A 12609-nucleotide genomic window follows, 5' to 3' on the forward strand; every position below is an offset into this window, starting at 1 on the left:
GGGTGCTCGGCGCGTTGGCGCTCGCTGCCGTCGCTGTTCTGGTCGCCGTCGTCGTGCTCACCGGTCCGGGCTCGGACACCGACGACCGCCCAGGCCCACCCGGAACCGGTCCCCTCACCGTCGTGTCGCTCGGCGACAGCACGATCTCCGGGGAAGGCGCGGGTGACTACACGCGCGACACCGACGGCAAGGGCGGCAACTGGTGCCACCGGTCCCCTCACGCCCTGGTGCACCAGATCGAGCTGACCGGCGTGGTCGAGTCGGTGAACCTGGCCTGTTCCGGTGCACCGTCGGGACACGTCGGGCTCGGCGACGTCAAGCAGTACACCGAACCGTCCCAGGCCGAGCAGCTCCGTGACCTGCTCGACGACCATCGGGTGGCCGCGGTGGTCGTGGCCGTCGGCGCCAACGACGAACCCCACTTCTCCCGACTGATCTCCCAGTGCTTCACGTCGTGGTTCCTGCAGCAGGACTCCCCGTGCAGTGCCCAGATCAAGCAGGACTGGCAGCAGCGGCTCGACGCGATGGTGCCGAAGGTCGTGGCCGCGCTGGAGGACGTCAAGCAGGTGTTGAAGGAGGCGGGCTACGAACGATCGGACTACGAGATCGTCCTGCAGTCCTACGCCTCCCCGATCGGCCCCGAAATCCCCGAGGACTGGCGGAATCTCAACGGGTGCCCGTTCCGCACCGACGACCTGACGTGGGTCGCCGAGACCGGTGCGATCGAGCTGTCCGAGGCATTGCGGGGGGCGGCACGGCAGGCCGACGTCCGCTTCCTCGATCTCTCCCGCGCCGGGGCCGGTCACGAGGCGTGCAGCGGAGGCGACGACGCCTCGCAGGAATGGTTCACCCGCTTCACGGTGCGCTGGGACGACCTCAAGGACGTGGATCGCGCCAATCACGCCATCCAGGAGTCGTTCCACCCGAACGCAGCCGGGCACAAGCAGGTGGCGGGCTGTCTCAGCGAGTTCCTCGCCACCAACGACCGGGAGGCCGCGTGCCTGGAAGGGGCGGACGGGCGACTCCACGCCGCGCCCTCGCCCCGGTCACTCGAAGGTCATTGACGGCCCGCTCACAGGTCCAAGGCGGCTCGCAACGCGCCGTCGATCTGCTCCTGGACCTCACCGTCGATCTCGGCCACGCACTCCCGCAGCCAGGGCCGGTACAGCCGCGTCACGTTCACCGTGGAAACCCAGTAGTGGCCGTCGACCGCCACCGCGAGGATGTCGTCGGGGTCCCGATCGAGCAGCTCCGTGCCGATGAGCCAGGGTCGTTCGGACTCGTTGACGCCGTCGGACGACAGCAACAACATCCGGCGAGCGCGAGCCTGTTCGGAGGGCGGGTGATAGGTCCAGACCTCACCCCTGCGCACGCAGGTCCTCCACCGCGGCCACCAGCTCGGTCTCGTCGCGCAGCGCCTCCTGCTCGGCTGCCTGGCGATACCCGACCGGGTCGCTCACGCGGAAACCCGTCCGCACGACCTCACGACGTGCCGCCTTGGACAGCCAGGCGGACAACGAGACACCGTGGGCCTTCGCCGCCTGCTCGGCGAAGGCCAGCACACCGTCGTCGAGCGACACCGTCACCTTCCGCGTTGCCATGCCGACATGGTAGCGCGCGCCACCCGGTCGGGGGAGGCTCACAACGTGGGCGAACGCCCCTCGAACGGTGTGGACAACACGACCGTGGTGCGGGTGGACACCTTCGCCGACTCCCGGATGCGCCGCAGCAGGTCCTCCAGGGCCAGCGGCGACGCCACCCGCACCAGCAACACGTACGACTCGTCCCCGGCCACCGAGTAGCAGGACTCGATCTCCGGGATGTGTTCGAGCCGCTGCGGGTAGTCGTCGGGCGCGGCCGGATCGTTCGGCGTGAGCGAGATCAGCGCGGTCAACGGCAGCCCGATCTGCTCGCCGTCGAGCCGGGCGGTGTAGCCGCGGATGACGCCGCGTTGCTCCAACCTCCGGACGCGCTGGTGCACCGCCGACACCGACAACCCGACCCGCTCGGCGAGGTCGGTGAAGCTGCGGCGGCCGTCGGCCGCCAGCTCCCGCACGATCGCCCGATCGAGCGGCTCCAGTCCTGCGGCGGTCATGCCGGCAGCACGACCAGCTCGTGCGGACGCCGGTTGAGCGGCTCGACGCCGTCGGCGGTCACGACGACGATGTCCTCGATCCGCGCGCCCCACTCCCCGGCCCGGTAGACGCCGGGTTCGACGCTGAACGCCATGCCCGGCTGCAACGGCAGGTCGTTGCCGCTCATGATGTAGGGCTCCTCGTGGACGTCGAGCCCGATGCCGTGCCCGGTGCGGTGGATGAACAGCTCGCCCAGCCCGGCCTCGGTCAACAGGTCGCGCGCCGCGGCGTCCACGTCGTGCGCCGTGGCGCCCGGCCGCACCGCCTGCACCGCGGCCTCCTGCGCCCGCTGCAGCACCGCGTACTCCTCGGCGATCTTCGACGGCGGCTCACCGATCGCGTACGTGCGGGTCGAGTCGGAGTTGTAGCCCTCGGGGATCGGGCCGCCGATGTCCACCACGACGACGTCACCTGGCTGGATGACTCGGTCCGACACGTCGTGGTGCGGGCTCGCGCCGTTGGGACCGGACCCGACGATCACGAAGTCGGCGTGCGTGTGCCCCTCGGCGACGATGGCCTCGGTGATGTCGGCACCGACCTCGGCTTCGGTGCGGCCCGGGCGCAACCACTCGCCCATGCGCGCGTGCACGCGGTCGATGGCCTCGGCGGCACGGCGGAGGGCGGCGAGCTCGGCGGCGTCCTTGCACATGCGCAGGGTGCGCAGCACCGGCCCGGCGAGCGTCTGTTCGGCTCCCTCCACGGCGTCGCGCAACCGGAGGACGTGCAGGGCGGCCATCGTGTCGCTCACGGCGACCCGTCCCGGCTTGCCGAGCCGGTCGCCGACGATCCGGTACGGGTCCTCCCCGTCGACCCAGGTCACGACGTCGATGCCGAGCTCGTCGGTCGGCACGTCGACGTAACCGGGCGCCTCCAACGCGGGCAGCACGAGCACGGGAGCGGTGTCGGTGGCGGGCACCAGCAACACGGACAACCGCTCGAAGGAGCCACCGGCCTGACCGATGAGGTAGCGCAGGTCGGAGCCCGGTCCGATCAGAAGAGCGTCCGTGGCGGCGTCCGCTGCGGCAGCACGGGCACGGTCGAGACGCGCGCGAAGCGTGGCGGCGTCGGGGGCAGGGTTGTGCAGTGAACGACGCGACATGGCGCTGAGCCTAGCGGCGAGTCGGTGCCCGCACACTCACCGGCACCGGCGTGCTGTGGCAGGCTGGTCGCGTGACCGCCCCGTTGGTGCTGCTCGACGCCGCGAGCCTCTACTTCCGATCGTTCTTCGCGCTGCCCGAGTCGATGACCGCGCCGGACGGCAGGCCCGTCAACGCGGTGCGCGGCTTCGCCGACACCGTGGCCCGGGTCCTCACCGACCGGCGTCCCGCTCGCCTGGTGGCGTGCCTGGACGCCGACTGGCGACCGGACTTCCGGGTCCGGGCACTGCCGAGCTACAAGGCCCACCGCGTCGCGGAGACGGCGGAGGAGGGCCCGGACACCGAGGTGGTGCCCGACACCCTCACGCCGCAGGTCCCGATCATCCTCGACCTGCTGGAGGCGGTCGGGATCGCGGTCGCCGAGGCCGAGGGCTACGAGGCGGACGACGTCATCGGCACCCTCGCGACGCGGGAGTCCGACCGTCCGGTCGAGGTGGTCACCGGTGACCGCGATCTGTTCCAGCTCGTGCGCCACGAGCCGAGTCCGGTGTCGGTGGTGTACGTGGGCAAGGGCTGGGCCAAGGCCGAGGTGCTGGGTCCGGAGGAGGTCGCGGCCCGCTACGCGCTGCCGGTGGAGAACGCGGGCGCCGCCTACGCGGACATGTCCATGCTCCGGGGCGATCCGTCCGACGGGCTGCCGGGTGTGCCGGGCATCGGGGAGAAGACGGCCGCGAAGCTCGTGTCGCGGTTCGGCTCCCTGGAAGGTCTGCTGGTCGCCGCCCGCGACGGGCACCGGGACGTGCCGCCCAAGACCCGGTTGCGGCTCGCGGAGTCGGCCGACTACCTCGCCGCTGCTCCGCTGGTGGTCCGCGTGGCGACCGACGCGCCCGTGGTCTCCTCGGGCGACGACCGCGTTCCCACCGAACCCGTCGACCCGCAGCGGGTGGCCGACCTCGCCGAACGCCACACCCTCGGCAGGTCGGTGGACCGGCTGTTGGCCGCGTTGCAGGGCTGACCGGACGAGGTCCGTCTACAGCGGAAGGCCGACCTCGTAGCGGCCCTCCTCGTCGAGGATCTCGATCGGGACGCGCTTGCTGTCGCCACCGATGACGGCGGTGCAGTCGAACGTCAACCCCGGCCGGACCTCGGGCCTCCGGGGACAGCGGACGCTCTCGACGTCCTTGATGCCGTAGCTGCCGGTCAGCACCGAGGCGACCGACCGCTGCACGGCGTTGCCGTCGAGCGCCTTCGGCACCGGCGCGGGCGGGGTGGGGGACTCCGGCGACGACTCCACCGCGTCCGACGTGGTCGCCGACGAGCTCGGCACGTTCTCCGACGTCACGGACTCGCCGGGGTCGGCGTCGTCACCACACGCGGTGAGCACGAGGGCCGCGCACACCGACACGGCGACGGACCACGTTCTCCCCGCACCGCGCACTCGCACGACCACTCCACCTCACGACGTCGACCTGCTCTGTCGTCAGAAGAACGTACCGCACCACGGCGTCGAGGGGGTCGCGACCAGCTCGTCGAGACGGTCCGCGGTCGCCGGGTCCGCGACGGTCACGAGCCCCGCGTTCACCAGGGTCGACGGGAGCCACCCGCCCGTGTAGATCATCGCCAGCGCGGCGACGTCCAACCGGACGTCCGGTGCCGCGTCCGTCCGTTCGGCCCCGTCCGGGCCGACGCGGTACCGCCCCGCGTTGTCGGGCAGGACCGTGTCCTCGACCTCCAGCACCAGCGGCTCACCACGCCAGGAGCGGGCCGCCAGCGCACGCTCGACGTCCACCAGGCGCAACCAGCCCTCGTCGAGGACCTCGGTCGTGCGGCACGCCCGCGGGTCGGTGAACAGCACGTCCACCGGCTCGTCCAGTCCTCGATGGTGGGCCTGGATCTCGTCCACCAGGTCCACGGAGAGCAGGTACCGCCAGAGCCCGGCGTACGACGACGCGTCCGCGTAGTGCAGATCGAGGACCCGCATCGTCCCGCCGTCCCCGGCGTTCCGGTCCACGGTGTAGACGGCGAAGCCGTCCGGGCCGTCGGCGCCGTGGTGCACGACGGCGGCCACCGCGCCGTCCTGCCGCCGCAGCATCGAGAAGAGCCCGGGCCACCACCGCGGTCCCCGAGTGATCATCGCCGGACGCAGCGGGAGCCGGTCGTACACCTCGGGCAGCCGTCGTTGCATCTCGTCGAGCGAGGTCACCAGCTCCACCTCGCCGCCCGACGGCACACCGGGACGCAGCCGCGCGCGGTGCCGCAAGACCGTGCAATTGCGGAAGCGCGTGCCGATGCCGTAACCGAACCGTCCGTAGATCGCGCCCTCCGAGGCGTACAGCAGCGCCGCGACCACGCCCCGGTCGGCGAAGTCGGTGAGCTGATGTCGCATCACCGACGTCAGCACGCCCCGCCGGGTGCGGTCGGCCCGAACCCCAACCCCGGTCACGGCCGCGAGCGGCACCCGCACTCCACCCGGTACGACGAGTTCGGCGTCGGTGGACCGGGCGGTGCCGATCAGCCGGTCGTCGAAGGCGCCCAGCACTCGGCCGGGCTGGTAGACGTCACGGACGCGCTCCCACTGCTCGTCGGTCGGGGGCTTGACATGCAGCGCTGCGTAGAACAGCGCGTTCGCCGCGCGAAACTCGTCCTCACGCAGCGCGCGTACCACAACGTCGTTCATGCAGCGATCCTGTCCAGTGTGCTCGGGCGCGTCCATCGGTTTTCGGCGGTGCCGTCAGCCCGCCGGCGTGGGCTGGTCGACGGTGTAGTGCCCTTCCTCGCTCGTGACGGTGATCTTCACGGTCTGCTGCTCGCCGTCGACCGTCAGCGTGCAGTTGTAGGTGTGCCCCTCCTCCACCGGCTGGTCACCGGGGCAGTCCACCTCGCTCGCCTCGACGCCGAAGCTCTCCTGCACCAACTGCTGGACCGACTTCTCGACACTCTGCTCGTCGAAGGTCGTGGTGTTGAGCAGACCCGGGACCCAGAAGAGCACGACGGCGGCGGCACCCAACACCACCACGGCCGCGCCGATGCCGACCCACAGGCCCTTGCCGGACTTGCCCGGCTGCTGACCGCCCTGCGGTCCGTACGGCATCGGCTGCTGGCCGTAGCCCTGGCCGTACCCACCGCCGTACTGACCCTGCTGGGGATACGCGCCCTGCTGACCGTAGGCGTTGGCCGGGTCGTAGGGATGCTGCGCAGGCTGCTGACCGTACTGCGGTTGCGAAGCCTGCGGGTTCTGCTGCGGGTTCTGCGGAGCGCCGTAGGCGGGCTGCTGCCCGTAGGCCGGTTGCTGTCCGTACCCGCCGGGCTGGGCCATTCCACCGGAGTTGGGATCGGCATGCGGTTGCTGCCCCCACTGCGCGGGGTTGTTCCCTCCGTACGGCGCGCTCATCGTGTTGCCCTTCCGCGTCTGCAAGCCATGGACGTCGCACTGTCGCGGCGGGTGATTCCCCCGACGGTCCCGCCGCGCCCGATCCAATCACACCCACCGCTCGCCGGACACGGCTGCCCGACGCTGGCCGCTACACCTCGCCCGCGGCGACCACACCGCGTCGGAGCAGCCGAGACGCCTTCCCGGCCGACCCGCCGACCGAGTGTTCCTTGCCCAGTACGTCCCGGATCTGTTCCAGCAGATCCACCACCTGACGCGACCAGCGCACGAAGTCCCCGGCGGAGAGCTCCTGCCCGTTGGCCTCGGCCGCGGTGAGGACCTTCTCCAGCGCCTCCCCGCGTGCCCATCGGTACACGGGCCAGGCGAATCCGGCGTCGGGTTCCCGGGTGCGGTCGAGCCGGTGGCGGCGCTCGTCCTCCACGAGGTCGGTCCAGACCCGGACGGTCTCCTGCCACGCCGTGGAGACCGGCCCCGACGGCAGCTTCGCCTCGCCCGGCGAGTCGCGCCTCGCCTCGTACACCAGTGTCGAGACCACGGCGGCCAGCTCGGCGGGCGCCAGCCCGTGCCACAGTCGCTGCCGGATGCACTCGGCAGCCAACAGGTCGGACTCGCTGTAGAGCCGCGCGAGCAACTGGCCGTGCTCGGTGACGGTGTCCCCGTCGGAGTCGAGGTAGCCGCGTTCGGAGAGCAGCCGCCTGATCCGGTCGAAGGCCCGGGCCAGCGAGTGGGTCGTGGCCGCCACCTTGCGCTTGAGCTGCTCGGTCTCGTGCTCCAACCGCTGGTGCCGCTCGACCCAGCGCAGGTTCGCTTCCCGGTCGGCCAGCCCGTGGACGGGATGGGAACGCAGTTCCCGGCGCAGTTGGGCCAGCTCGGCGTCGGAGTGCACGTCCGAACGCCACTTCTGCCGCCGGGGCGGACGGATGTTCAGGTTGCGCAGCGACGAGGCGATGTCGCGGCGCGACTTGGGCGAGCGCAGCTCCACGTGCTTCGGCAGCTTGAGCCTGCCCAACGGCTCCACCGGGGCGGGGAAGTCCGACAGCGACAGCGCGCCCGCCCACCGGTCCTCGGTGACGACCACGGGCCTCGGTTCGTCGAACTGGTCCACGCCGGGGTCGATCACGACAGCCAGTCCGGCGCGGCGGCCCTGTGGCACGGCGATGACGTCGCCCTTGCGGAGCTTCTCCAACGACCGCGCCGTCTGTGCTCGCCGATGGCTCGTGTTCTGCCGGGCGAGCGTCTTCTCCCGATCGGAGACCCGCTTGCGAAGGGCGAGGTACGAGCGCAGCTCGTCGAAGTCGGCGGTCACCGCGTCGGCGTAGCCGCGCAACGCCTCGGTGTTGCGGTCGATGCGCCGCGACAACCCCACCACCGACCGGTCGGCCTGGAACTGGGCGAACGACTGTTCCAGCAGGTCACGGGCCTGGGCGGAGCCGAACCGGCCGACGAGGTTGACGGCCATGTTGTAGCCGGGACGGAACGACGAGCGCAGCGGGTACGTGCGCGTGGAGGCCAGCCCGGCCACCTGCCGAGGGTCGACGCCCGGCTGCCACACGACCACGGCGTGGCCCTCGACGTCGATGCCGCGACGGCCCGCCCGGCCGGTGAGCTGCGTGTACTCGCCGGGGGTGAGATCGACGTGGGCCTCGCCGTTGTACTTGACGAGCCGTTCGAGGACGACCGTGCGCGCGGGCATGTTGATGCCGAGCGCGAGCGTCTCGGTCGCGAAGACGACCTTCACCAGCCCCCGGACGAACAGTTCCTCGACGGTCTCCTTGAACGCGGGCAACAGCCCCGCGTGGTGGGCCGCCACGCCCTGCTCCAACGCCTCGCGCCACTCCCAGTAGCCGAGCACGGCGAGGTCGTTCTGCGGCAGGTCGGCCGTCCGTCGGTCGACGATCCGGCGGACCTGCTCGACCTCCTCGGGGGTGTTCAACCGCAGGCCGGTTCGCACGCACTGCGCCACCGCGGCGTCGCATCCGGCGCGGGAGAAGATGAAGACGATGGCCGGCAGCAGCCCGGCGGCGTCGAGGCGGTCGACGATCTCGGTACGCGACGGCGGCCGGTAGCGCGGTCCTCGGTACTGCCCGCCGCGCCGACCACGGCCGCGGAAGGCGGCGGGCGCGTGCATGCGAGCCGTGTCCTCGACCCGACGCAGCAACTGGGGATTCAGTTTCGCCTCACCGGTGTCGACGGCCTCACCGGCGAAGAGGTCGAACAGCCGCCCTCCCACGAGCATGTGCTGCCACAACGGCACGGGGCGGTGTTCGTCGACGACGACGGTCGTGTCGCCTCGGACCTCGACCAGCCATTCGCCGAACTCCTCGGCGTTGCTCACCGTGGCCGACAGACCGACCACGCGCACGTAGGACGGCAGGTGGAGGATCACCTCCTCCCACACCGCCCCTCGGAAGCGGTCGGCGAGGTAGTGCACCTCGTCCATCACGACGTAGCCGAGGTCGTCGAGTGCGGAGGACTCCGCGTACAGCATGTTGCGCAGCACCTCGGTGGTCATCACCACGATCTGCGCGCCGCCGTTGACGGAGGTGTCCCCGGTGAGCAGGCCGACGGTGTCGGAGCCGTAGCGCTCGACGAGGTCGCCGTACTTCTGGTTCGACAGCGCCTTGATAGGCGTGGTGTAGAAGCACTTGCGGCCCTCGGCGAGCGCGAGGTGCACCGCGAACTCGCCGACGATCGTCTTTCCCGCGCCGGTCGGTGCGCACACGAGCACGCCGTGCCCGTCCTCGAGGGCCTCGCAGCCCCGCACCTGGAAGTCATCGAAGGTGAAGCCCACGTCGGCGGAGAACCGCGCGAGCTGGGGATACTTGCCGCGTCGCCGAGCCGCGGCGTACGCCTCGGCGGGGCTCGGAGTCGAAGTGGAGGAGTCCACGGCGCCAGGGTTTCACACCCGACCGGGTGTGTGCACGGGGCGGGGTCGGTCACGGTGTGACACCGACTGTGTCGGTGCTCACGACTACGCTGCGCCGCATGGACGTCTGGACGCCCGACCGCCTACGACGGCTCTGCCTGTCATTCCCCGCCGCCGTCGAGCGCTTCCCCTTCTCCCCCGAGATCAGCGTGTTCTCCGTGGCCGGAAAGATGTTCGCAGTGTCGCGACTGGACGAACAGCCGCTCGCGGTCAGTCTCAAGTGCGCGCCGGAGGAGGCGCTCCACCTCCGCGACACCTACCCCGCCGTCGCTCCGGGCTACCACCTGAACAAGCGGCACTGGATCACGGTGACCCTCGACGGCTCACTGCCCGACGGCCTGACAGTCGACCTCGTGCACGAGTCGTACGACCTGGTGGTGGCGGGCCTGCCCAAGCATCGGCAGCCCCGGCTCGACGACCCGTCAGCGCAGTAGTTCGTCCAACGCGGCGTAACCCTCGACGACCCCAATCTCCATCCCACTCGACAGCATCGCGTCGCGGGCCTCGTACGTCTCGTAGAGCGACAGGCTCGTGACACGCGTGAGACCGTCGATCGCCTCGAACGTGTTGATCTCCAGGGAGACGTCGTCGGGCATCCCCAGGTACGTGAACGTCTGCACGAGTCGGGACGGCGTCCGTACCTCGTGGAAGGACCCGTAGAACTCGGCGACCTGCTCGGCGCCCCGCCACATCGTGTAGTGGTAGCTGCCACCGGTGCGGGCGTCCCACGTGTGGATCCGCATGTCGAGGTCCTTCGGCCCGAGCCACCGGGCAGCGAGGTCGTGGTCGGTCCAGGCGCGGAACACCAGGTCGGGAGTGGCGGCGAAATCGCGCACGATACGGACGGCCGGTCGATCCGCGAGGCCCTCGATCGTGGTCTCGCGCGTCTTGGTGGTCATCATGCCTCCTGGGTGTCGGGTCCGGTGTCGCGTTCGGCCGACACCCCGTCGAGGCGACGGTGTCGCTCGGCGTGCGCCGGGAGCGCTCGATGGTCGGCAGGCTGGACGTCCGGGCACCGCTGGGCCTGGGTTGCGATCGGTCCGGCCACCCGCGGGACGTTCTCCGAGGGCGCTCACCATGCGTCGCCTACGACGAGTCGTGCCCACGAGCCGACGAGACGCCGCCCTCTCGACCACTCGTCGGGTACCACGTCGGAGTGACGTCACACCTCGGTCACGGAGGTGGCTTCGCCGCTGGTTCGCGACCGCTCAGACCAGGACCGACAGCGCGCCGGGCACGCATGTCAGCGTCAGGGGCAGGGCTCCCATCGGGTCGCCGTCGGCGAACACGGGCCAGTCCGCCGGGCCCTCCACGCGCACGCGGGAGGCGCGCACCGTGTGGACGGCGGGGTGGTCGACGTGCTTGCCCGTACGCAGTCGCGGCAGGATTCTCGCGAGGCGCAGTCGGCTCACCGGGCCGACCACGGTGACGTCGAACAGTCCGTCGTCGCAGCGCGCGCCAGGACAGATCGGGATGCCGCCGCCGTAGAAGGCGGTGTTGCCCACCGCCACGAGGGTCGCCTCCACCGTCAGCCGCCCGGCGTCGGTGTCGACCACGACCGGCGAGGGCCGAAGTGACACGAGTTCCCGCACGAGCGCCACGTCGTAGCGGCGCGGCCCCTGCGGCCGGCGCATGCTGTTGGCCCGCGCGTTGACGGCCGCGTCGAAGCCCGTGCAGAGCACGGTGCCGAACCAGCGCGCCGTCGCGCCCGCGCCGTCCACGCGGCCGAGGTCGATCCGACGCCGCCGATCGTGTCGCACGGCCGACGCCAACGCGTCGAGAGCGACCGCCGGGTGCTGCGGGATGTTCAGCGCGCGCGCGAAGTCGTTGCCGGTGCCCGAAGGCACCACACCGATCGCGACCGACGAGTCCGCGCAGCACTGCACGGCCTGGTGCACAGCGCCGTCACCGCCGAGCACGATCACCGCGTCGAGGCCCGAGTCCCGGCACGCGGCGATCCGTGTCCGGAACTCCTCGGCCGAGTTCGCCGCGATCAGCGCGAGGTGGTCGACCTCGCCACGCAACCGTTCCGCGACCGTCCCCGCCATCCGAGCCGCCGCGCCCTGCCCCGAGCCGGGGTGCACGGCCAACGCCACGCGCCGCCCCATGGCTCAGGTGACGTCCTCGGTGCGCGACGCGGCCCCACCGCTCGGCGGGTCGTCGTCGATCCGACTCGGGGTGTAGTGGAACGGTGCCGGTTCGTCGTCCGCCAGTTGCTCGGTCTCCTTCTCCCGGCGGCGCTTGCGCCGGTCGTGGAGGCGGGTCACCTGGAAGGAGAACTCCAGCAGCAACGTCAGAGCACCCGCGAGGGCGAGCATGGAGAACGGGTCGGCCGGAGTGACGAACGCCGCGAAAACGAACGCCACGAAAATCAGCCCGCGCCGCCACTTGCTGAGCTGGGCGTACGACACCACGCCGACTCGGTTCAGCATGATGACCAGCAGCGGCACTTCGAAGCTGACCCCGAAGATCAGCAGCAGGGACAGCACGAACGAGACGTACTTGTCACCGGTGAACCAGGTGTCGAACGCGCCGCCACCGAAGTTCACGAGGATCTCCAGCGCGAACGGGACCATGGCGTAGGCGAGCACCGCGCCCGCCGCGAACAGCACGCTCGCGAAGCCGACGAACGTCAGCGCGTACTTGCGCTCCTTGCTGTACAGGCCGGGCGCGACGAATGCCCAGAACTGGTAGAGCCACACCGGGGCGAACAGCACGGCACCGGCCGTGAGACCGACCTTCAACTGGATCATGAAAGCCTCGAACGGCACGGTCTGCAGCAGTCGGCACGGCGGTTCCTTCGGGAACCGGTGCTCGGGCGGGATCGCACAGTACGGCCCTGTGACGATGTCCCCGAGCGAAGGGATGGGTCCGACCCGGTTGGAAAACCAGAGGAAACCCACCACACCGCCCGCGACCAGCGCGAGCAGCGCGAAACCGAGCCGACGACGGAACTCGTAGATGTGCTCGATGAGCGTCATCGTGCCGTCGGGATTGTGCCGACGACTGCGCTTACGCCGCTTGGCGCGGCTGTCCGAGGAATCCGCCACGAACCGTGTC

Annotated in this window: 15 protein-coding genes; 3 read left to right on the forward strand and 12 right to left on the reverse strand. The window is 70.9% G+C overall.

What is annotated here, in order from left to right; all coding sequences use genetic code 11:
* Nucleotides 1-2: 2 nt before the first annotated feature.
* Nucleotides 3-1064 carry a GDSL-type esterase/lipase family protein gene (locus tag JAV51_RS02450; protein ID WP_197319323.1) on the forward strand — a complete coding sequence of 354 codons (1062 nt, stop codon included), beginning with the start codon at nt 3-5 and terminating at the stop codon, nt 1062-1064.
* Between the two features lie 8 nt (nt 1065-1072).
* On the opposite strand, the gene JAV51_RS02455 is transcribed toward JAV51_RS02450, so the two are convergent.
* From JAV51_RS02455 to JAV51_RS02470, 4 genes are read right to left on the reverse strand one after another with little or no spacing between them, the layout of a single operon-like run.
* Nucleotides 1073-1372: a hypothetical protein gene (locus JAV51_RS02455; RefSeq protein ID WP_197318953.1), complete on the reverse strand. Its 300-nt coding sequence runs from the start codon at nt 1370-1372 to the stop codon at nt 1073-1075.
* Nucleotides 1359-1601 (reverse strand): hypothetical protein, encoded by a 243-nt coding sequence (locus JAV51_RS02460; RefSeq protein ID WP_197318954.1) that lies wholly within the window; start codon nt 1599-1601, stop codon nt 1359-1361. The genes JAV51_RS02455 and JAV51_RS02460 overlap by 14 nt, the downstream gene beginning before the upstream one ends.
* A gap of 38 nt (nt 1602-1639) precedes the next feature.
* A complete protein-coding gene (locus tag JAV51_RS02465) occupies nt 1640-2095 on the reverse strand; it encodes an Lrp/AsnC family transcriptional regulator (RefSeq protein ID WP_197318955.1) in 456 nt (151 codons plus the stop codon).
* Nucleotides 2092-3234, reverse strand: a complete 1143-nt coding sequence (locus JAV51_RS02470; protein WP_197318956.1) for a Xaa-Pro peptidase family protein — start codon at nt 3232-3234, stop codon at nt 2092-2094. The genes JAV51_RS02465 and JAV51_RS02470 overlap by 4 nt, the downstream gene beginning before the upstream one ends.
* Nucleotides 3235-3305: 71 nt before the next feature.
* Between JAV51_RS02470 and JAV51_RS02475 the strand changes: the two genes are divergently transcribed.
* Nucleotides 3306-4247 (forward strand): 5'-3' exonuclease, encoded by a 942-nt coding sequence (locus JAV51_RS02475; protein WP_197318957.1) that lies wholly within the window; start codon nt 3306-3308, stop codon nt 4245-4247.
* Between the two features lie 15 nt (nt 4248-4262).
* On the opposite strand, the gene JAV51_RS02480 is transcribed toward JAV51_RS02475, so the two are convergent.
* From JAV51_RS02480 to JAV51_RS02495, 4 genes are all read right to left on the reverse strand, one after another.
* Entirely contained in the window at nt 4263-4676 is a 414-nt protein-coding gene (locus JAV51_RS02480) for a DUF4333 domain-containing protein (protein WP_197318958.1), read from the reverse strand.
* Between the two features lie 36 nt (nt 4677-4712).
* Nucleotides 4713-5909, reverse strand: a complete 1197-nt coding sequence (locus JAV51_RS02485) for a GNAT family N-acetyltransferase (RefSeq protein ID WP_197318959.1) — start codon at nt 5907-5909, stop codon at nt 4713-4715.
* A 54-nt stretch (nt 5910-5963) separates the two neighbouring features.
* A complete protein-coding gene (locus tag JAV51_RS02490) occupies nt 5964-6623 on the reverse strand; it encodes a DUF4333 domain-containing protein (RefSeq protein WP_197318960.1) in 660 nt (219 codons plus the stop codon).
* A 130-nt stretch (nt 6624-6753) separates the two neighbouring features.
* Nucleotides 6754-9510, reverse strand: a complete 2757-nt coding sequence (locus JAV51_RS02495) for an RNA helicase (RefSeq protein WP_197318961.1) — start codon at nt 9508-9510, stop codon at nt 6754-6756.
* A 98-nt stretch (nt 9511-9608) separates the two neighbouring features.
* Between JAV51_RS02495 and JAV51_RS02500 the strand changes: the two genes are divergently transcribed.
* Nucleotides 9609-9983 carry an MmcQ/YjbR family DNA-binding protein gene (locus JAV51_RS02500; RefSeq protein WP_197318962.1) on the forward strand — a complete coding sequence of 125 codons (375 nt, stop codon included), beginning with the start codon at nt 9609-9611 and terminating at the stop codon, nt 9981-9983.
* On the opposite strand, the gene JAV51_RS02505 is transcribed toward JAV51_RS02500, so the two are convergent.
* From JAV51_RS02505 to tatC, 4 genes are all read right to left on the reverse strand, one after another.
* Nucleotides 9972-10448: an SRPBCC family protein gene (locus JAV51_RS02505; protein ID WP_197318963.1), complete on the reverse strand. Its 477-nt coding sequence runs from the start codon at nt 10446-10448 to the stop codon at nt 9972-9974. The genes JAV51_RS02500 and JAV51_RS02505 overlap by 12 nt on opposite strands.
* On the reverse strand, nt 10448-10597 hold the full coding sequence (locus JAV51_RS20165) for a hypothetical protein (protein ID WP_231641175.1): 150 nt from the start codon (nt 10595-10597) through the stop codon (nt 10448-10450). The genes JAV51_RS02505 and JAV51_RS20165 overlap by 1 nt, the downstream gene beginning before the upstream one ends.
* A 160-nt stretch (nt 10598-10757) precedes the next feature.
* The gene (locus tag JAV51_RS02510) at nt 10758-11657 is read right to left on the reverse strand and encodes a diacylglycerol kinase family protein (RefSeq protein WP_197318964.1); all 900 of its coding nucleotides are present in this window, start codon (nt 11655-11657) and stop codon (nt 10758-10760) included.
* A 3-nt stretch (nt 11658-11660) separates the two neighbouring features.
* Nucleotides 11661-12599, reverse strand: a complete 939-nt coding sequence (gene tatC, locus JAV51_RS02515; protein ID WP_197318965.1) for a twin-arginine translocase subunit TatC — start codon at nt 12597-12599, stop codon at nt 11661-11663.
* Nucleotides 12600-12609 lie beyond the last annotated feature (10 nt).

This window comes from Saccharomonospora sp. NB11 (assembly GCF_015910535.1).
GTDB lineage: Bacteria > Actinomycetota > Actinomycetes > Mycobacteriales > Pseudonocardiaceae > Saccharomonospora.